Source organism: Vicinamibacteria bacterium (assembly GCA_035570235.1).
Taxonomy (GTDB): domain Bacteria; phylum Acidobacteriota; class Vicinamibacteria; order Fen-336; family Fen-336; genus DATMML01.
Window position 1 is genome coordinate 55,521 of record DATMML010000052.1, and the last position, 18,465, is coordinate 73,985.

At 68.1% G+C, this 18,465-nt stretch carries 15 protein-coding genes; 5 read left to right on the forward strand and 10 right to left on the reverse strand.

Annotated features, from left to right (window positions below):
* Positions 1 to 38 precede the first annotated feature (38 nt).
* Entirely contained in the window at positions 39 to 569 is a 531-nt protein-coding gene (locus tag VN461_10040) for a putative metal-dependent hydrolase (protein ID HXB55112.1), read from the forward strand.
* A gap of 78 nt (positions 570 to 647) precedes the next feature.
* Here VN461_10040 and VN461_10045 read toward each other — a convergent pair whose 3' ends face one another.
* From VN461_10045 to VN461_10065, 5 genes are all read right to left on the reverse strand, one after another.
* Complete coding sequence (locus tag VN461_10045) at positions 648 to 1,886, reverse strand: hypothetical protein (protein ID HXB55113.1); 1,239 nt, start codon at positions 1,884 to 1,886, stop codon at positions 648 to 650.
* Positions 1,887 to 2,011: 125 nt separating this feature from the next.
* On the reverse strand, positions 2,012 to 2,488 hold the full coding sequence (locus VN461_10050; GenBank protein ID HXB55114.1) for a DinB family protein: 477 nt from the start codon (positions 2,486 to 2,488) through the stop codon (positions 2,012 to 2,014).
* Positions 2,489 to 2,578: 90 nt separating this feature from the next.
* On the reverse strand, positions 2,579 to 3,433 hold the full coding sequence (locus VN461_10055; protein HXB55115.1) for a maleylpyruvate isomerase N-terminal domain-containing protein: 855 nt from the start codon (positions 3,431 to 3,433) through the stop codon (positions 2,579 to 2,581).
* 15 nt (positions 3,434 to 3,448) lie between these two features.
* The gene (locus VN461_10060; protein ID HXB55116.1) at positions 3,449 to 5,830 is read right to left on the reverse strand and encodes a TonB-dependent receptor; all 2,382 of its coding nucleotides are present in this window, start codon (positions 5,828 to 5,830) and stop codon (positions 3,449 to 3,451) included.
* 14 nt (positions 5,831 to 5,844) lie between these two features.
* Positions 5,845 to 6,789 (reverse strand): hypothetical protein, encoded by a 945-nt coding sequence (locus tag VN461_10065; GenBank protein ID HXB55117.1) that lies wholly within the window; start codon positions 6,787 to 6,789, stop codon positions 5,845 to 5,847.
* A 104-nt stretch (positions 6,790 to 6,893) separates the two neighbouring features.
* On the opposite strand from VN461_10065, the gene VN461_10070 reads away from it, so the two are divergent.
* Positions 6,894 to 8,660, forward strand: coding sequence for a bifunctional diguanylate cyclase/phosphodiesterase (locus VN461_10070; GenBank protein HXB55118.1), 1,767 nt, complete (start codon positions 6,894 to 6,896; stop codon positions 8,658 to 8,660).
* 9 nt (positions 8,661 to 8,669) lie between these two features.
* Here the strand turns inward: VN461_10070 and VN461_10075 are convergent, their stop codons facing one another.
* Genes VN461_10075 through VN461_10090 form a run of 4 tightly spaced genes read right to left on the reverse strand, consistent with a single transcriptional unit; the run spans position 8,670 to position 12,583 of the window.
* Positions 8,670 to 9,494 carry an ABC transporter ATP-binding protein gene (locus tag VN461_10075; GenBank protein ID HXB55119.1) on the reverse strand — a complete coding sequence of 275 codons (825 nt, stop codon included), beginning with the start codon at positions 9,492 to 9,494 and terminating at the stop codon, positions 8,670 to 8,672.
* Positions 9,494 to 10,264, reverse strand: coding sequence for an ABC transporter permease (locus tag VN461_10080; GenBank protein HXB55120.1), 771 nt, complete (start codon positions 10,262 to 10,264; stop codon positions 9,494 to 9,496). Before VN461_10080 ends, VN461_10075 begins: the two co-directional genes overlap by 1 nt.
* Complete coding sequence (locus VN461_10085; protein ID HXB55121.1) at positions 10,264 to 11,871, reverse strand: phosphate ABC transporter substrate-binding/OmpA family protein; 1,608 nt, start codon at positions 11,869 to 11,871, stop codon at positions 10,264 to 10,266. Before VN461_10085 ends, VN461_10080 begins: the two co-directional genes overlap by 1 nt.
* 28 nt (positions 11,872 to 11,899) lie before the next feature.
* Positions 11,900 to 12,583 carry a hypothetical protein gene (locus VN461_10090; protein ID HXB55122.1) on the reverse strand — a complete coding sequence of 228 codons (684 nt, stop codon included), beginning with the start codon at positions 12,581 to 12,583 and terminating at the stop codon, positions 11,900 to 11,902.
* Positions 12,584 to 12,681: 98 nt separating this feature from the next.
* Here VN461_10090 and VN461_10095 point away from each other — a divergent pair, with 98 nt between their 5' ends.
* Complete coding sequence (locus tag VN461_10095; protein ID HXB55123.1) at positions 12,682 to 13,497, forward strand: hypothetical protein; 816 nt, start codon at positions 12,682 to 12,684, stop codon at positions 13,495 to 13,497.
* Positions 13,498 to 13,506: 9 nt separating this feature from the next.
* Here VN461_10095 and VN461_10100 read toward each other — a convergent pair whose 3' ends face one another.
* Positions 13,507 to 14,148 (reverse strand): M15 family metallopeptidase, encoded by a 642-nt coding sequence (locus VN461_10100; protein HXB55124.1) that lies wholly within the window; start codon positions 14,146 to 14,148, stop codon positions 13,507 to 13,509.
* A gap of 517 nt (positions 14,149 to 14,665) precedes the next feature.
* On the opposite strand from VN461_10100, the gene VN461_10105 reads away from it, so the two are divergent.
* Together VN461_10105 and VN461_10110 are read left to right on the forward strand one after the other, a co-directional pair.
* Positions 14,666 to 15,391: a hypothetical protein gene (locus VN461_10105; protein ID HXB55125.1), complete on the forward strand. Its 726-nt coding sequence runs from the start codon at positions 14,666 to 14,668 to the stop codon at positions 15,389 to 15,391.
* A 119-nt stretch (positions 15,392 to 15,510) separates the two neighbouring features.
* The gene (locus tag VN461_10110; GenBank protein ID HXB55126.1) at positions 15,511 to 18,447 is read left to right on the forward strand and encodes a two-component regulator propeller domain-containing protein; all 2,937 of its coding nucleotides are present in this window, start codon (positions 15,511 to 15,513) and stop codon (positions 18,445 to 18,447) included.
* The last annotated feature ends 18 nt before the right edge of the window (positions 18,448 to 18,465 follow it).

Genomic DNA, 18,465 nt, shown 5'->3' on the forward strand with positions numbered 1-18,465 from the left:
CTGCGCCGTGGTCGGGGTGGAGGACTGGGAGGAGCGACGTGACAGACGATCTGCGGTTTCCCATCGGTGACTTCCGGGCCCCCGCCACGACCACGGAGGCGGAGCGCGTCGCCCTCATCGAGCAGATCGAGGCGGTCCCGGCCCGATTCCGCGAGGCCGTGCACGGGCTGGGGCACGAGCAACTCGAGACCTCTTACCGCCCGGGGGGCTGGACAGTGCGTCAGGTGGTCCACCACGTGCCGGACAGCCACCTCAACGCCTACGTGCGCTTTCGGCTGGCTCTGACCGAGGACGAGCCCACCATCAAGCCGTACCAGGAAGACCGCTGGGCGGAGCTCTCCGATGCGCGGTCCGCCCCCCTTGAGCTATCGCTGGACCTGCTCGACGCGCTCCACCGGCGCTGGACGCGGCTTCTGCGCTCGCTCGCTCCCTCCGACTGGAAGCGCAGCTTCCGCCATCCCGAGCTGGGGCTCATGACCTTGGAGCGCACGCTCGCCCTCTACGCTTGGCACGGCCGGCATCACGTCGCCCACGTGACCTCTCTGCGCGACCGCATGGGCTGGCACTAAGACCTCGAGTCCCTGACCTGCCCCGATGTGGGATGGCCACCTCTGGGCGGCGTCTCGCGATCGCGGCGCGCACCTCTGTCACTGCCTCAGCCGCTTCTCGTAGCTCTGTTCGTAAAGCTGCTTCCAACCCAGACCGATCCAGTCAAACGCCGGATCGTTCGCTTGCGCTTTTGGAGCCATGAACGTTCGCGTGGCGCGGCGGCCGTCAGGAAACGTGAAGATCATTGTCTGGCTTTGGATGGAATACGTACCTCGCTGCATGCGCGGATGCTCATAGAAGCGACTCGGCACGATCAATTGATCGGTCACGCCGTGGTCAATGAACGTGCCGTCCGGGAAAAACTGCAAGTATTGTCCGGCCACAGGCAGACCCCAAATGTACGTGCCAGAGAATCTCTTTCCGGTACAACGGCACATAGGGATGAAAGTGTCCGTACCCACGGGGGAGGTGGGATGCGCAGAGACCTCGTTGCGCGCCGCGACCTCACGGTTCGGCGGGTATCCTGGCCCCCGAAAATCCTGCCAGTCGATAATGATCTTGTCTCCGTCGGCCTGGTAGCGGCCGACCCAGTTCTTGTTCGTACTGCGGGCGTTGCGATAGGCGGTGAAATCAAAGCCAATCATGCCTTCCTCAGGAATGTCCTTAACCACCCAGCCGTCCGGATTGAAATTCAGGCGCCGGACCTTCCGGTTCGGAATGTCGAACCCTACGTAGATTCCGTCCAGCGCTCCTGCGGGCAAGGGGCGAGTCGTTTCGCTCGAGGTCGCGCCCGCTGCCCCCGATCTTGGCGGCGCGCCGGTTTCACCCGTCACTACCTGCCCCGATGGACCAGGGGATGCTTGCGCTGCCAATGACCCGGGCGGCTCGTTTTGTCCGCCCACCGGACCGCCTAACGCCGCAATCAGCGTTGTCGCCGGCGCTGCGGCATTGGTATTCAACAGGCCTCCAGAATCGACATCGGCATCGTTCGAGAGCAGCCAAAAATGATAAATAGCCCGCGACGTTCTGAACTCGGTGATGTTCTGCGGTTGGTTCACCAGGATCCATTGCTGGACTCCGGTGATCTCGGAGCGCGCAACTTGAAAGGAATGGCTCTTGTTCTTGTCCGGCCGTACGACGTCGTAGCGCACGCGGCTGGGGCCGATGTAGAGGTATCCTTTGCACACCCCGCCGAAATGGACGTGCGCCACGGGAAATCGCGCTTCGGCGCCTTGAGCGGTAGAGGCCGCATCGGCGGCCGGAAGGCTCTGTTGCCGCGCCGCCCCGGAAGGAGCTCCCGCCAGCCCTGACATCGTGGCCAAGACCGGCACGTTCAAGACGATGGCTCGAATCCGCAATTCGTTTCCCCCCGCGCAACAAAATCGGTCCTCTCTCGACCAACCCCCCCGGGCCCCCGCAGTCTTCCACGCGGAGCAGCGGCCACGGCCGGACGCGGACGGAGCTACGACCCCGACCACGAGCCCAGCAGCCTCCGGGCCTGGACGATCTGACCCAGATGGTAGGCGTTGTGATCGGCCGCAAGCAGGATCTGGCGCAGGAGGGTGCGCCCCTCCCCGTGGGGAATCTTGGCGGTCAGGTCGCGTTGCGGATCGCGGATGAGGCCACCCAGCTCCTCCAGGTCGGCACGGAAACGCGAGACCGACGAGGACCACATGGCCTCGGTTGGCTCCGCGCGCGTCGGCCAATATCCCTGCGGCCATTCTGGAGACGTCCAGGCCGGATCGAGCGCGTAGCGCAAGATGTCCTCCTGCGCGATCCGTATGTGCTCAAATTCCTCCCAGACGGAGTGGATCTCGGCTTTTGGCCTCCGGGCCCGCAGCTCGGGCTCGAGCCCGGCCAAGGCTTTCTCGACCGTGACGTGGGCATGACCGCCGGTCAGGAGCTGTAGAAGCGCGAGCCGCAAGACCTGATCGTCCATCCGGCACCTCCCTCGATATCTCTGGTGCGGGGAATCGGATTCAAAGGAACGGTTAGGAAGCCTTGAACATGGCATCGCCGGCGAGCACGCCTACCCGACAATGGTCGTCATCCCCAGCACGTGAATTCCCAGGTCCTGGTCTCCATCGACTCGAACGTGGGCCACGGCCGCCTCCCGGGTGATTCCCTTGGTGAAGATGCGCCACGCGATCTCCTGCGGAATCGTGACCCCTGATGTTGGGGGGCCGGATGCCCGATCCCCGAGCCGCCACGAATTGCCCTCCCGATGGAGAAACCAGGTTCCCCCGCACTCTCCGGCGATGTCGAACCGCAGCCATGCTCCTTGATTGCGGACCACATCGCGGTAGGCATGGGGCAGTCCGCGCATGAAGCACTCCAGCACCGGGTGATAGAGCTCGGGGGTCATGATTCCCGGCCGATCCACCGCCAACCGGATCTGTTGCTGATGATGCCATCGTTCGGTGAACTCGCGGGCGGTGTCGAACCAATTGGGCGAAGCCTCCTCGCCCGCCCAACTCACGGCAAATCGTGCGGGCGCTTGAGGGTCCAGCGACTGGTGAAACTCCGCGCTCTGGCGCGAGGCCATTTCCATCATGGAGATGAGAAGAGATGGGCTGAGGCGGCGATAGCACCGCACCCCCTCCTCGTTGAGCCGGTTGACGAGCGCAACGAGATCGGAGGGAGAGCGGATCTCTGCCGGCTCGGGCGCGCCGCCGTCGCGGACGATCGCGAGCTTGCGCAGTTGGGTGTCCAGGAGGTGGGCCGTGACATCCTTGACTTTCCACTTCGGGGAGATCGTCTGCTTCTCCCAGTCCTCCGGGGTGAGCCCGCGAAGGAGCTCGATCAGCCGAGCCTCGATGGTCGGGAAGAGATGCGCGGTCAGGATGGGGCGGGGAGGCATGCCGTCTTGGCTCGTCGTGGCCATGACTCTGCCCGCTTCCTAGAACTCGAGCCGCAGGCCGAGGCGGAACGCGCGCGGGGGCTCGATGGCCGTGGGCCGGCGGAAGGAGGGTCCGGTGGCCACATCCTCCTCCACCTCGTTCGCGGTGTCGAGGAGGTTGAAGGCCTCCAGCACCGCCGCGGTGCGAAAGCGCCCGATGGCGAAGCCCTTCTCCACCCGCGCGTCGAGGGTGAGGGTGTAGGTGAAGCGGGAGCGGCCGTTGGGGATGGCCTGCACCGCCTCCGGCCCCTGGTTGAGGGCGGGGGAGACGACCACGCGGGCGAAGGGTTGCCCGTCCTGGTAGCGGGCCGCGACGCCAAGGCGCACGTCGCCGGGGGCGTGGTACACCCCGGCGATCTTGAGGGTGTAGGCGCGGTCGAAGAAGAGCCGGCCTTGGGAGTAGGTCAGAGCGTTCGGGGTCTCCCCGAGCTCCCCGACCAGGCCGGGGTCATTTTCGGAGGCGCGGAAGCCGCGGTTGTCGCCGGGGCCCGCCGATTTGTAGGCCGTGGCCCCGAGCCGAAGGTACAGCCTTTCCCCCGCCTTCCCCTCGAGCGCGATCTCCACCCCCTCATGGAGCGCGCTTTCGCCCGGGGCGTTGGTGAGCTCATAGCGGTCCTGGCCGAAGCTCTGGGGTCGACGGTTGTAGATCGGGAGCAGCTGGCTGGGGGGACCGAGGATGTCGCCGCCGGGATCGGGCACCGTGAAGACGTCGTAGGCGGCGGGGGGGGCCCCGACGTTCACCGAGGCCAGGAGATCGTGATCGCGACGGTGGATGCCGAGGACCCGCGTCGTCCAGGACGGGCCGAGGCGCGCCTCGAGGCCGACGACCCACTCGTCGGTGTGGGGTACCTTCAGGCCGGGGTCGATGGAGCCCAGGGCGCCTCCCGGCCCCACGCGGGCGATGAGAGGACCGATCTCGCCGGGGTCGAGGGCGTGGTTGCCGCTCGTGTCCTGCCAGCGGTAGACGAGCCCCTGGGGGGCGGCGGGGTCGCCGTAGGCGAGGAGGTCGAGCGACAGGCGGTGGCGGTAGCGGCCGTAGCCGGTGAAAAAGGACAGTCCGCCGTCCTCCCGCACGCGCCAACGGGCGGAAACCCGGGGTACGAGCCCCTGCCCGGTGATGCGGCCGGAGCTCCCCTCCGCCGCGCCCCGGGTGGACTCGAAGCGGAGGCCGGCTTCCACACCCAGCCGGCCAAAGGTCATGCTGTCCGCGGCATAGGCGGCAAGGTCCGTGGCCCGCCAGCGCGACTCGGGCCCCGCCCACCCGTAGTCCCAGACCCGGGCGGGCAGGCCGTCAACCGTCTCCGCGACGAGACCCGGGGGGCTCCCCGGTCGCGTCGACGCGGTCGATCGGGTCCCAGAAACGCCGAAGCGCAGGGCGTGCCCACCACCCGCGAAACGGCGCGGCGGGGGCTCGAGGCGAGCCTCCACTTGCGCGCGCTCGCGCGTGCTCTTGCCGTCGAAGAGCTGCTCCACCGGCCCCACCTGCAAGCGCTCCACGACCGCCGTCGGCGGCGGCCCCGGCGTCTGGGGCTCGAAGCGGCCCTGCACGTAGCCGCCGGTCAGCGACCAGCGCGTCCCCGTCGTCCGCTCCCAGGTCGATTGCAGCATCAGGAACCGGTCGTTCTGTGCGGCGTCGCCCCCGAACCGGGCCCGCCCCGCGTAGGGATGCTCGACGCCTTGCCCGGCGCCCAGAAAGCGCACCTCGTCGCGCGGGGTGGGCGTCCAGACCAGATGCGTCAGGAGCGAACTCAACCGGCCCCCGAGGGGGGTGGGGTCCGACCCCTCGAGGCGCCCCGCGCGGACGAGGGATCCCGACAGGAGCAGGCCGAGCCGGTCCTTGGCGAGGGGTCCCTCCAGGAGGAGCTGGGCGCCGCGAAAGGAGTCGTAGCGGGCGACGGGGGGCGCCGTGCTCGAGGGGGAGGCTTGCCAGGCAACGGGCACGGCATCCGCGGAGAGCGTCCCGTGCCATGAGGTCCCCGGCCGGCGGGGCACGAGGCTCAGGGTCGCGCCCGGGCCGGCCTCCTCCACCGGCATCAGGAAGGAGTCGAGGCTGACCTTCTGGAGGGCGAAGAGCTCGGGCTGGAGGAGGGGCGTGCCCGTCCGGCCGGGGTCGGTGATGTCCAAGTTGCCCAGGCGATAGGTGACCTGCGTCCAGGAACTGCCATGAACGCCCAGAAGGCCCGCCTCGCCCACGTAGAGGCCGCCGTTCTCGATGCGGTCCAGGATGGCGGTGGCCTCCACGGTCTCGAGGAGGGACCAGGGGCTGCCGCTCGAGGGGATGTCGCGCAGCACCTCTTGATCGAAGGTTGCCCCACCCCCCGCTGCTTCCGCCGCCGCCAGGAGGCCAGGGGCCAGGAGCACGGCCAAGCGCGGGGGGAGCACGGCGAAAGGGGGTCCTAGTGGGTGATCTTGGCGCGCGGGGGAGGGGGGGGCGGCGAGGAGGGCACGGCCGGACGTGCCGCCCGCACCGGGGGCGGCGCGTCCCGCACCGCCTCCCGCGTGCCGGCCAGGGAGCCGAGCTCCGCCTCCACGTCCTCCCCCAGGTTCCCCGGCACCAGGAGGTCTTGCTCCGCGGCCAGGATGTCCTCCATGTCGCGGACCCCACGCTCCGTCTCCTCCGCGGAGGAGACGAGGCCGTCCAGCTGCTCGGTGATCGTACGGGGGTCGCGCATGGAGAAGCTCTGGTCGCGCAGGAGCTGAAGCACTTCGAGGACGGTCTCCGTCTGGGCATCGATGAGCTGGCGGTTCTCCAGCGCCTTCTGGTAGCGCTCCAAGCGCTTCCCGAGCACAGTCCGGGTCTTGGCCTTGATCTGTTGGATGCGCTCGGGCCCCTGCGTGATCTCGCGGTCGAGCATGGCGATCCGCTCCTGGATCCGCTCCGGGTCGGTGGTGGAGAAATAGGCCTCATAGCGCGCCACCGAGTAGCGCATGCGCAGGAAGAAGGAGAGGAGGAACTCCAGCTTCTGGACCAGCTCTTCCAAGAGCATCCGTGACGAGGCGTCCAGGCCCTTGTAGTTCTCCCGAATCTCCCCGGCCAGGGTCTCGAGGCCGCGGTAGCGCTGGCGCTCCGCGTCCGGCAGGGCTCGCAGCATTTCCGAGACCTCTCCCTGCTTCTTGACCTGCTTCTCCTCCCGGTCCTCTTCCAACTCGCGGGCCTTGACCAGACGCTGGAAGCGGGGGCTTGAGGCCACGAGGGGGAGGATGGTGAGCTGCACGCCCGCGACCAGGATCAGGGGGAGCGCGCTTCCCGAGAGGAGGGCGAAGCCAAGCGCGGTGCCCAATGTGATGAGGTTGTACTGGCTCTTGAAGGCATGGGCGAGGTAGTTGGGTTCCTCGGTCACGCTGGGCTCTCCGATCGCCCATAACCTACCACCGTTTCGGCGGTGACCGCACCCCCCGCACCCCCCGCCTTGACCGCGGGGCCGGCCCGGGCGTAGCTTGGCACGTGCGCCCGGTTTCCAGCCGGCGGCTCATCCTCGGCTCCGGGCTCTGCGCCGCCCTGGGGGGGGTTGTCCTCAGCCTCGCGGGAGGGGACGTGCCTCCCTCGGTGGCGCCGACCTTCTTCACGTTGACGGTGGCGGGCCTTCTCGCGGGCCTCCTCGGCGCCCGCTCGGCCCCGACCCCGGATCCGCCCTTGGCCCCGACCCCATCCGCCGCGGACGCGAGGCCAGCCGACTCCCCAGGGGAGGAGGCCCCCCCCGCTTCCCCCCCCGGCGGGCCGGAGAGCCCGGAACCAGGGGCGGCGGGCCCGCCCCTCGAGCCCCCGGCCCTCTCCCTGCTCCTGGCCCATGACGCCCTCGAGATCCAGGTCCGCGAGTTGAGCGCGGAGCTGGCGCTCAGCAAGGAAGCCCTTCTCCTGGAGGTCGCGCGTCGTCAGCAAGCGGAGGCGGAGCTCGGCAGCCTTTCCGACCAGGACCCGCTCACCGGCCTCCCCGGTCGCCGCCTCCTGAACGATCGTTTCTCGGTGGCGGTCGCGCATGCCATCCGGCAGAGGCAGAAGCTGGCCCTCCTCCTCCTCGACCTCGACGGTCTCGCCGAGATCAACGAGAAATGGGGACGCGGCGTGGGAGACGACCTCATCCGCAGCATGGGCGCCCTCCTGGAGCGCACCCTCCGCCAGGGCGACACCATCGCCCGTCTAGGGGGCGACGATTTCACGGTCCTCCTACCGGGAGTAAAGAAGGACGAAGACGTGGCCGTGATCGCGGAAAAGCTGCGCCTGGCCCTCCGCAACCCCTTCAGCATCGGGGGGCGCGAACTGACCGCTACCGCCAGCATCGGGATCGCGCTGCACCCCGACGACGGACCCGACATCGAGAGCCTGCTCAGGTGTGCGCACATCGCCCTGGGGAGGGCCAAGGGGAAGGGGGGGGACTCCTACGACATCCACGCTCCCCGCTCCAGCGCGGTCGCGGCCGAGCGCCTGGCCCTGGAGAGCGCGCTGCGCAAGGCCCTCGTGCAGCAGGCTCTCTCCCTCGTCTACCAGCCCATCGTGGCCTGCGAGACGGGGGTCATCGTGGGGGTGGAGGCCCTGCTCCGCTGGCGCAATCCCGACCAGCAGACGCTGGCCGCGGCCGACTTCGTCCCCCTCGCCGACGCCACCGGCCTCTCCGTCCCCCTGGGCCAGTGGGCGCTGCGGAACGCCTGCTTGCAGGCCAAGGCCTGGCTGGACGCCGGCCACACCGGCATCGTGATCACGGTCAACGTGTCCCCCCGGCAACTCCAGCACCCGTCCCTGGTCAAGCTCGTGAAGCGCGCTCTGGAGGAGACCCGCCTGCCCGCCACCGCCCTGGAGCTGGAGGTCCCGGAGGCGGAGCTCGCAAGGAGCCCCCGGCACTCCATCGACCGCCTGGCCGAGCTCAAGGAGCTCGGGTTGCGCATCTCCATCGACGACTTCGGGGTGGGCGACTCCGTGCTCTCCCAGCTCCACCGCTATCCCGTGGACTCGCTCAAGATCGACGGGGCCGTCATCCGCGACATCGCGACCGACCGCAACCGGGAGGCGGTGGCCACGGCCGCCATCGCCCTCGCCCGCGCCCGCAAACTCAAGGTGGTAGCGGAGGGGGTGGAGACGGAGGCCCAGCGGGTGCTGCTCGCGCGCTGGCAGTGCGACCGGATCCAGGGCAATCTCATCGGGCCCCCCGTGGCGGCCGCGGAGATAGAGACCCTGCTCGCGCGCCAGAAGCGAACGGCCCTCGCGGGCCCGCAGTGAGGAGCGCTCTCAGACGGTAAGGCGCAGATTCCCGCCCCGCGCCTGCTCGCGGATCTTCTGCAGGACCATGTGCTCGATCTCCCGAAAGCGGTCGGTCTGCTTCAGCTCCTCCGTCCGGTGGAGGGGGAGGTCCACCGGCACCTCGTCCACGATGGTCCCCGGCCCCGAGGACAGGATGTGGATCTTGTCGGCCAGGTAGACGGCCTCCGGAATGTCGTGGGTCACGAAGAGGATCGTCCCTTCGAGCTCCTCCCAGAGCTCGTTGATCAGGTTCTGCATGCCCAGGCGGATCTGCACGTCGAGGGCGCCGAAGGGCTCGTCCATGAGGATGATCTGGGGCTTCACGGCCAGGGTGCGGGCGATGGCCACCCTCTGACGCATCCCTCCCGAGAGCTGTCCGGGATACTTGCTCTCCGTCCCCCCGAGCCCCACCTTCTTGATCCAGGTGCGGGCGACCTTCTCCCGCTCGTCACGCGGGACCCCCCGGAGCTTGAGGCCGAAGGCCACGTTTTCGAGCACGGTCAGCCAGGGGTAGGAGCTGTAGCCCTGGAAGACCATGCCCCGGTCGGGGCCGGGGCCCAGAATCGGCTGCTGGCGGAGCAGGACCTCCCCGCTGGTGGCGGGAAAGAGCCCGGCCACGATGTTGAGGACGGTGCTCTTGCCGCAGCCCGAAGGTCCCAAGAAGACCCGGAACTCGCCACGGTCGGGAAGGTCGGGCACGATCAGGTTCACGTCCTTTATGGCGTGAAACTCCTGGCCGTCCGGGTTTACGAAGGTCTTGCTGACCTTGCGCAGCTCCAGGATATTGGTGCCGGGGACGTGGGCGGCGGGCATCACGCCCTCCCCGAGAAGAGCCGGTGGTTGATCCAGCGCAGGATCTGGTCCGAGAGCACCCCGATCCCCAGGATGACGAGGACGAGGGCGAATATCTGGTCCACGTGGGAGCGCTTGCCGGCCACGGTGATGAGCGCGCCCAGGCCATAGGGTGCGTTGATGACCTCGGCCAGGATCACGTAAGTCCAGCCGATGCCGTTCATGACCCGCAGGGCCTCGCCGATGCTGGGCAGGCTGGCGGGGATCAGGACCAGGTTCACGATCTGCCAGCGCGACGCCCCCAGGGTGGTCGCGGTCTGGAGATAGACTTCGTCGACCTTCTCCACCGCCTCCACCACCAGGGGCAGCAGGTAAACGACCGTCCCCATGAAGAGGAACGTGATCTTCTGCGTCTCTTCGATGCCGAACCAGACGATGGTGAGGGGGACGAGGGCGGAGATGGGGAGGAACCGCAGGGGCTCCAGAATGGGGGAAAAGAAGTGCTTCAGGGGGGGAAAGGTCCCCATGAGGAGGCCGAGGGGTATGGCCACCGCGGCCGCGAGGACGAAGCCCATGGTGACGCGGTAGAGGCTCCAGCCCGCGCTGCGCACGAGGGCCTCTTCGAAATGCAGAACGGGGAAGGCCCGGAGCACTTCGGTGGGGGAGGGCAGGATGACGGCGGGCACCATGCCGGTGTAGGTCAGCAGGCACCAGGCCCCGAAGAAGGTTGCCACCCCGCCCAGGGCAAGGCTCCGGGCCCGGGTGTTGGTGACCGGCTCCCGGACCTCCATCAACGGGGGATGATCTCGAAGTCGGTGCGCCGGTTCTTGGCCCGGCCTTCCTCGGAGTCGTTGCCGGCCACGGGCTTGTCGGGCCCGTTGCCCACCACGTCGAACTTGTTCCGATCAAAGCCCTTGCCGATCAGGAAATGGGCCACCGCTTCCGCGCGGCCGCGCGAGAGCTTCATGTTGCTGTCGCGGTTCCCCACGTTGTCGGTGTTCCCGGCGATGCGCAGGTAGGCGCTGCCGAAAGTGGCGGCGAGGTCCACGACCTGGGTATCGAGCACGGCCTTGGCGTTCTCATCCAGGGTTGCCGAACCGCTGGGGAAGTAGATGGAGACGGTCTTGGTCAGGATAGAGGTCCCCTTCTGGGGCGGCGTCTTGAACTCGAACTCCGGCTTGGCGGGTGCGGCCGCGGCCTCCGGGAAGAACTCCCCTGCGCCCTCCAGGAAGCGCGTGTCCACGGTCTGGTAGGGTTCGTAGACGTCCTTGATCTCGCCGATCCGGCGCCAGATGCCCTGCGCGGTCTTGTAGATCCCGTGGTAGTTCACGAGTGAGCCCTGGGGGTTGAAGAAGGCGCGGTTCTCCCCGTAGTTCGGGAGCTTCACGTCGGTCAGCATGCTCTTCGCGTCGTCCAGGGAGACCCCGGAGAAGCTCTTGGAGAGGAGGACCGCGGTCTTCTCGGGATTGACGCCGGCCTGGTCCACGCCCTTGAGCCAGCCCGCGACGAAGCGGCGCACATCCTCCGGGTGCTGTTCGAGGAAGTCGCCCCGGGCCACGAAGATATCCGCGATCAGGTTGGTGGCCTCGCGGGTCGAGGTCAGGATGTGGCCGCCGGACCGCTCGCGGGCGGCCACGTACACGTCCGGCGACCAGCTCACCGCGGCGTCGACCTTGCCCGCCTTGAAGACGTTGGCGGCCTCCACCGCGGAGTCGGTGAAGATGAAGGTCACGTCGTGGCTGGTCAAGCCACCCTGGGTCAGCACGTAGAGGGCGAAGTAGTGGGAGGGGGTGGCCTTGGCGCAGGCGATTTTCTTCCCCTTGAGGTCAGCCACGCTCTTGATGGAGGCGTCGACGGCGATGGCATCCCCGCCCCGGCTCCAGTCGTACTGCAGGATGGCCTTGGGGTTCAGCCGCAGGAGGCCGCCGTACTCGAGGGCGTAGGCGTCCACCGTGGACCACATGATGTCGACGCCACCCTTGTCCCCGCCGGCCCGGAAGGCGTCGCGGGACTTGGCGAAGTCGTCGATGACCAGGAGCTCGACCTGGATCCCGAATTCCTTGGAGAAGAGGCAGTCCCGGTTGGGCGGAAACCCGCCGTTGGCCACGATCCCGCCCGCATAGCCGCCCCAGGTCACGATCGCGACCTTGATGGGCCGGTTGAGGCGGGAGCCGCCCGAGGGCGCCCCTTTCGACGCCGGGGGCGGGGCGGGGTTGCTCTCCCCCGTGGGCGGGGGCCCGAAGTCATCCTTTGAGATTGTCCCTTCCGCCCGCTTGTCGGGGGCGACCACGGAGGCGACGCGGTGCAGAACCCCGTAGTGGTAGAGCCCATAACCAATGAGGGCGAGGCCGGAAAGTACGATGAGGATGCGGCCGAGGGGGGTCAGTTGTCGCGCCATGGGCTCGATCTCCGCTCCGGCTCCGGGCTCACGCCCGGTCCGGCTTGTCGGGGGATGGGGAGGGCGACGCCGGAGGTGACGTCGTAATGGGGTTGGGCGCGCCCTCCAGGAAGGGCGCCACCACGTCGTGGAGACGCTCTTCTTCGCGCCGTTTCCGGGTCTGGAGCTGGAGGAAGGTCCGGCTCGCCTCTTCCTCGGCCTTCTTCAGGCCCTCCATCTCCGCGTTCTTCGCCTTCAGTAACGCATCCATCTCGGTCTTGAGGGCGGCGATCCGCGCCTGGGAGCGGGTGCGCAGCTCCTCGAGCTCGCGGCGCTTGCTTTCCTCGAAGGCATCAAGGGCCTTGTCGCGCAGGACCGCGTCCTCGATCACGTCCCGCATGGGCACGCCCGCCGTCTCCAGGGCGGTCAGGACGGCGGCGGCCTTCACGTCCCGGCCGAGGGTGGCCAGGCGCTTGCTCTCCAGCATCTCCCCCACCCGGTCCACGCCGTACCCGTGCGGGCGCAGCTCGATCCCGGCCTCCTTGTAGACGGCCGCGAAGTCCGCCACATCCGCCGCGACCTCGGAGCGGGCCACGGGTTTGGGCTCGGAGGCCGCGAAGGCCTCGGGCCCCAGGTCGCGCTCGGAGGCGGGCGCCTCCGCGGGCAACGGGCTATCGGTGTCGGTGACGATCAAGCGGACGCCTTTCCCCACCAAGTCTTTCAGCTTGCTCATGGCGCGCGCTCTCCGGGAGGTACGCGGAAGCTTGTCGCACTCTCCCCCGCCATGTCAAGGTTCGACGGTGTAACATCCCCACCGTGACCCGGCCGCTCGTGAGTCGAGAAGACCTTCTCCCCGTCCTTTCCGCCCACCGGGGCCACGAGGCCCTCCGTGCGGCCTTCGAGGGGGCGACCGAGCCGGGGGCCTTTCTTTCCCTGCTCGGGCGCTATGTCCAGTTCAACTCCGCCTTCGGGCCGGGCCTCGCCAGCCTGGCCGGCCAGATCGCGGCCCGCCAAGGCCTATTCCGCGACCCCGACGAGCCCGTCCACATCCTGGCCGACCGGGCGGCGGAGGTGGCGGCGGACTTCTTCTACGCCGCGGTCGACGAGTTCGACGACCGCGCCACTCCCTGGCGCGACACCCACCGCACCCTGGCCCAGGCCACCGTGAAGGGGGCGGGGCAGTTCTTCGGATACTCCCCGGGGCAGCTGAACGACGTGATCCACATCAACCGGGCGACGGAGGCGGCGCAGGCTCGGGTGTGGGAGGGCTACGGCCTGGGAGAACGGCTCGAGCAGCCCCGGCTCTTCTCCGGGATGGGTTTTCACGTGGGGAGCGAGATCCTGGCCGATGAGGAGTTCGTGATCATCGATCGCGTGCTCCGCGCGCGCCGCCCGGAGCTCGTGGCCGCCCTCGAGGGCATGCGGCTGGAGATCCTGGGGGAGAAGCACAACGGGTACTACTGGATCCGGATCCACACCGGGGTGGAGGCCGAGCACTTCGACGCCGCTCTCAAGGGGGTGAATAAGGCCCTCCGTTTCTACTCAGGGGCCCACGAGGCCGAGGAAGTGAAGCACTGGATCCTCGGCGGCTTTGCCCACTTCGCCCACGTCCAGTCCGAGTTCATGGACTGCCTCCCCGAGCCCTGACCCGCCCCCTCAGCGCGGGGGTGGGGGAGGAAGGGACTCGAAGGGCACGTCGAGGATGGGATAGCGACGGCAGTCGCGGTGGTTGAAGTGCCACCACTCGTTGCGATCGACCACGAACTCTTCCTTCTCCATGGCCGCCCGCAAAAGGTCGCGCCGCGCCCTCTGATCCGGGGTGCCGCCCGGGTAGCCGGGCGACGCCCGTGGCGACATCTCGTCGTAGCCGCTCGGCATCTCCACCCCCTGGCCGCTCAGAAGGTCGAAGAGGGAAAGGTCCACCGCGCAACCGCGGTTGTGGTTCGAGCCCCGAGCGGGGTTGGCCACGAAGGCTCGCTGATCGGGCGGGCTCAGATCCCAGAAGAGCTTGGTCACGGACCAGGGACGGTAGCCGTCGAAGACCAGAAGCCCGAGCCCCCTGGCCTTTAGGGCGCGGTGGACCCGGAGGAGGGCCTCGGCCACGGGTCGCTGCAAGAAGGCGCGGGCCTGGGCGTAAACGGCTCGTCTCGCGAGGTTGTCAGGCGTCGCGTAGCGGATGTCGAGCCGCACGGTCGGGTCGAGGGACACGAGCTCGACGAGATCGGCTCCCCGGGGCGGCTCGGGGGAGGCGCCGGTGACGCCGCACAGAAGAAACGCCAGGCCGTGGAGTACCCCCATGGGGGCACGTTAACCCGAAAGCCCAAAAAAGAATCAGAGTCGGCGTCCTCGGCCCCCCCGTCATCTCCGGCCGGGCGTTCGCCACAAGTGGCCGGGTCTCGCCTGTGTCACGGCTCTTGCTCTTGTCATCTCTGTCGGCGGTGGCGCCGGCTCCCGGGTTCGGCTGCTTGGGTGTGGCTTGGAGTAGACGCTCTTCGATCAAGAACGAGTCACGACCGTGCCGGTATCCACTTCATGATCAAAGACAACGCTCTTTTGCGTGATACCAGACACATCAAGGAGGGGACTTCCGGCACAAACTCTCCCTTTAGGAATCGTGCGACAGAAGCCGCTGGTGGTTGAGAGCGCAGTGGGTGACAGATGGGTCGTCCGGAATCGGGTCACCGGCGTCATGGAACCAGCCAGTTCGGGTGTCCGGCCAACGAGTCGTCAAGGGCTTGCGGTTGGCACGATTCTTGTAATAGTTGACGCCGCCCAAGGGGCGGAGAGTCGGAGGACAAGTAGAATGACAACGAAGGTGAGAACCGCATCCTTGCTGCTGGCGCTGCTGGCTGCGACCGGCGCCGCCCAAGCCCAGTTCCTGCTGCCGCCCCCACCTCCCCCCACGGCACCGCTCAAGCTGAAGGTCGGGGACGCCACCGTGTTCGGGGGGGTCGGCTTCACCCTGATGACCACGTCCAACGGCGACACCCTTCGTGTCGACCTGGCCCTGGGCCCCATGATGGCCTCCGACAAGGCGATCGCTCTGCAGAAGACCATCGCCGTCTTGGACCCCTGGGGCACTTGGAGAGCCGTCACCTCCGCCGCCGAGCTCACCTTCCAGCACCTGATTGCTGGCACCTGGCAGACCGTCGATTCGATCTCCAACATCACGGATACGACGGGCGGAGGGACCGTGCTCGAGACCGCGGGAGCGGCGGTGGACTTCCACATCGACATCGATCCCACGGCCGTCGCCTCCGGCACGAACGCGATGGGGAACCCCTCCTTCCTTTCGGTTTCCCTCACCGATACGCTCTCCTGGACCTATGCGGTTCAACCGGGCGATACGGCCCAGAGCATTCTGAACCTTTTGCAGGCGTTCCTTGCAACTCAGGGGGGCGCCGGGGTAACCGTTTCCCGGCCGTCGCTGACCACGATTTCCATAAAGCTCCAGTACAACATCTCGTCCCTCACCTGGAACCTCACCGACACGGGGCTGCTCTCGCTGTCGCCCACGGTCGCGGGAGTCGTCGACCGCTAGGATCCCAGGCCCCGCCCCCGGGGCCCCCAGACCTCCGCTCCGCCCGGTTCGGCTTGCCCTCCGCAGCGAAGGGGGGAGGTTTGGCATCCTCGGTGCTATGATTCGCGGACGGTTCTGCGATGACGCGCGGTGCACGGTGGATAGCCGGACTGGGTTTGCTGGTCTGGGCCCGGGCGGGGCCCGCGCTGGCCCTAGATCCGAAGCTCTTTATTACCCAATACGGGCACAGGGTCTGGACGGTCGAGCAGGGCCTTCCCCAGAACTCCGTCTCCGCCATCCTCCAAACGCGTGACGGCCACCTTTGGTTCGGGACCCAGGAGGGGCTCGTCCGCTTCGACGGCGTCCGCTTCGTGGTGTTCGATCAGAAGAACACCCCCGCCTTCAAGGACCCCCGCGCCAACACCCTTTACGAGGACCGGGAAGGCAGCCTCTGGATCGGGACTAAGAGCGGAGGCGTGGTCCGCTTCCAGGCCGGTGTCTTCACCCTCTACGACAAGTCCTCCGGCCTCCCGCACAACGCGGTCCGGTCGATCTACGAGGACCAGAGGGGGCGCCTCTGGGTGGGGACGGAGGGCGGGCTCAGCCGCTTCGAGGAAGGCCGGTTCACCTCCCCCCCGGGCCTGAACGCACGCCCCTACGTGGTCATGGCCATGGCGGAGGCCGAAGGGGGGCTCTGGATCGGCACGGACGGGGACGGCCTGCTGCGGTTGACGGACGCAATCGAGGTCTACACCAAGAAACAGGGTCTGTCGAGTGACCAGGTGCGCTCGTTGCACGTGGGCCGCGACGGGACCCTCTGGATCGGGACCCGGGGCGGGCTCGACCGGTTCAAGGCGGGTCATCTGACGTCCGTGCGGCCGCCTCGGGCAGCCTGGGACGCGGTGGTGGCCCTGCAGGAGGATCGGGACGGCAACCTCTGGGTGGGGATGCGGGGCGGCGGCCTTTTGCGGCGCAACGACGCGGGGTGGAGCGCGTTCGCGGAGAAGGATGGCCTGTCCAGCAACGTTGTTCTCTCCGTCTACGAAGACCGCGAGGGCAGCCTGTGGATCGGAACCGAGGGCGCCGGGCTCAACCGCCTGCGGGACGTCAACTTCACGAGCTGGGGCAAGCCGGAAGGGCTGGCCCACGAGATGCTGGTGCCGATCTACGAAGACCGGGAGGGCACCCTCTGGATGGGGAGCTACGGCGGCGGGTTGCACCGGTTCCGAGGGGGCAAGTTCGTTGCCTACACGACCCAACAGGGGCTCTCGAGCAACCTTGTTTTTTCGATCGAAGGAGACCGGCAGGGCAATCTCTGGATTGGCACCGACGGGGGAGGGCTCAACCGGCTCCGGGACGGTGCCTTCAGCCATTACGGCACGCGGGAAGGCCTGGCCAACGATCGCGTGATCGCCATCCTGGAGGATCGGGAGGGAAGTCTTTGGATCGGCACGTACGGAGGCGGGCTCTGCCGCCTCCGGAACGGTCAGTTCACTACCTTCGGGCGTGGCCAGGGCCTCTCCAGCGAGCTGGTGTTATCCCTTTCGGAAGATAAGACGGGTCGGCTCTGGGTGGGCACCGACGGGGGAGGCTTGAACGTCTTCGAGGCCGGTCACTTCAAGGCCTACACCACCGAGCAGGGCCTCGCCCACAACACCGTCTTCCGCGTCTATGAGGATGCGGAGGGAACGCTCTGGATCGCGACCTACGGCGGCCTGAGCCGCTTCCGAGACGGCAAGCTCACGAGCGTGACGCGCAAGGAAGGCCTCTTCGATGAGCGGATCTTCCAAGTCCTCGAGGATGACAACGGCAGCCTCTGGATGAGCGGAAACAAGGGGATCTTTCGGGTGGCCAAGAAAGACTTGGATGCTTTCGCGGCCGGACGCAGCAAGTCCGTGGGCTTCGTGGCCTACGGAGCCGCGGACGGTATGAGAAGCAGCGAGTGCAACGGGAACTCGCAGCCCGCGGGGTGGAAGGCCCGGGACGGCACGCTCTGGTTCCCCACTACCCGGGGGGCGGTCCAGGTGGACCCCGACCGTATCCGCGTCAATCAGCAGCCCCCTCCCGTCGCCATCGAAGAGGTGGCGATCGACAAGGTCGGCTACCGATCCGCGGAGACCCCCCTCGTGGCCCCCGGCCGGGGAGAGATCGAGATCCACTACGCGGGGTTGAGCTTCCTCGAGCCGGAGAAGGTCCGCTTCAAGTACCGGCTGGAGGGCTTCGATCAGGGCTGGGTGGACGCGGGCTCCCGCCGGGTGGCCTACTACACGAACATCCCGCCCGGCCGGTACCTGTTCCGCGTGGCCGCCGCCAACAACGACGGGGTCTGGAACGAGGCCGGCGCCTCCTTCGCCTTCGTGCTGCGGCCGCACTTCTACGAGGCCCTCTGGTTCTACGTGCTCGGCATCATCGGCACGGTCTTCCTGGCCGGCGCCGCCTACTGGATCCGGATCAGCCGCCTGGCCGTCCGCGAGCAGCGCCTGGCCGCCCTCGTCTCCGACCGCACGCGGGAGCTGGAACAGGCGAACCAGATGCTGACCCGCTTCTCCTACCTGGATGCGGTGACGGGGGTCGCCAATCGCCGCAACTTCGACGCCTGCTTGGAGCTGGAGTGGCGGCGGGTGCGCCGGGAGGGCGTGCCCCTCTCCCTGCTCATGGTCGACATCGACCACTTCAAGATCTTCAATGACACCTTTGGTCATCAGCAGGGCGACGAGTGCCTGAAGTCGGTCGCGCAGACTCTAAGGCGTAGCCTCCACCGCCCCGGCGACCTCTGCGCCCGCTACGGGGGCGAGGAATTCGGGGTGATCCTGCCCGGGACGGACATCGAGGGCGCGGTGGCGGTGGCGGAGGGCCTGCGGGGCGCCGTGGAGGCCATGGCCATCGTGCAGGAGGACGGCGAGCCCGGGGTGGTCACGGTCAGCGTGGGGGTGGCGGGGGCGCAGCCCGGCGACGAGGCCTCTTTGGAGTCGCTGCTCCGAGCGGCCGACAAGGCGCTCTATGACGCGAAGCGGTCGGGCCGGAACCGGGTCGGCCTCGCCCCCCCGCTGGAGCCGGCCGCCCCGCGCCCGGCCTAGAGGAGCCGACCGCGGGCC

Bases quoted from the DNA above. Each gene is read 5' to 3' on its own strand.
- VN461_10080 (HXB55120.1), bottom strand. From the start codon at position 10,264: ATGGAGGTCCGGGAGCCGGTCACCAACACCCGGGCCCGGAGCCTTGCC.
- VN461_10050 (HXB55114.1), bottom strand. From the start codon at position 2,488: ATGGACGATCAGGTCTTGCGGCTCGCGCTTCTACAGCTCCTGACCGGC.
- VN461_10085 (HXB55121.1), bottom strand. From the start codon at position 11,871: ATGGCGCGACAACTGACCCCCCTCGGCCGCATCCTCATCGTACTTTCC.
- VN461_10090 (HXB55122.1), bottom strand. From the start codon at position 12,583: ATGAGCAAGCTGAAAGACTTGGTGGGGAAAGGCGTCCGCTTGATCGTC.
- VN461_10055 (HXB55115.1), bottom strand. From the start codon at position 3,433: ATGGCCACGACGAGCCAAGACGGCATGCCTCCCCGCCCCATCCTGACC.
- VN461_10075 (HXB55119.1), bottom strand. From the start codon at position 9,494: ATGCCCGCCGCCCACGTCCCCGGCACCAATATCCTGGAGCTGCGCAAG.
- VN461_10110 (HXB55126.1), top strand. From the start codon at position 15,511: ATGACGCGCGGTGCACGGTGGATAGCCGGACTGGGTTTGCTGGTCTGG.
- VN461_10100 (HXB55124.1), bottom strand. From the start codon at position 14,148: ATGGGGGTACTCCACGGCCTGGCGTTTCTTCTGTGCGGCGTCACCGGC.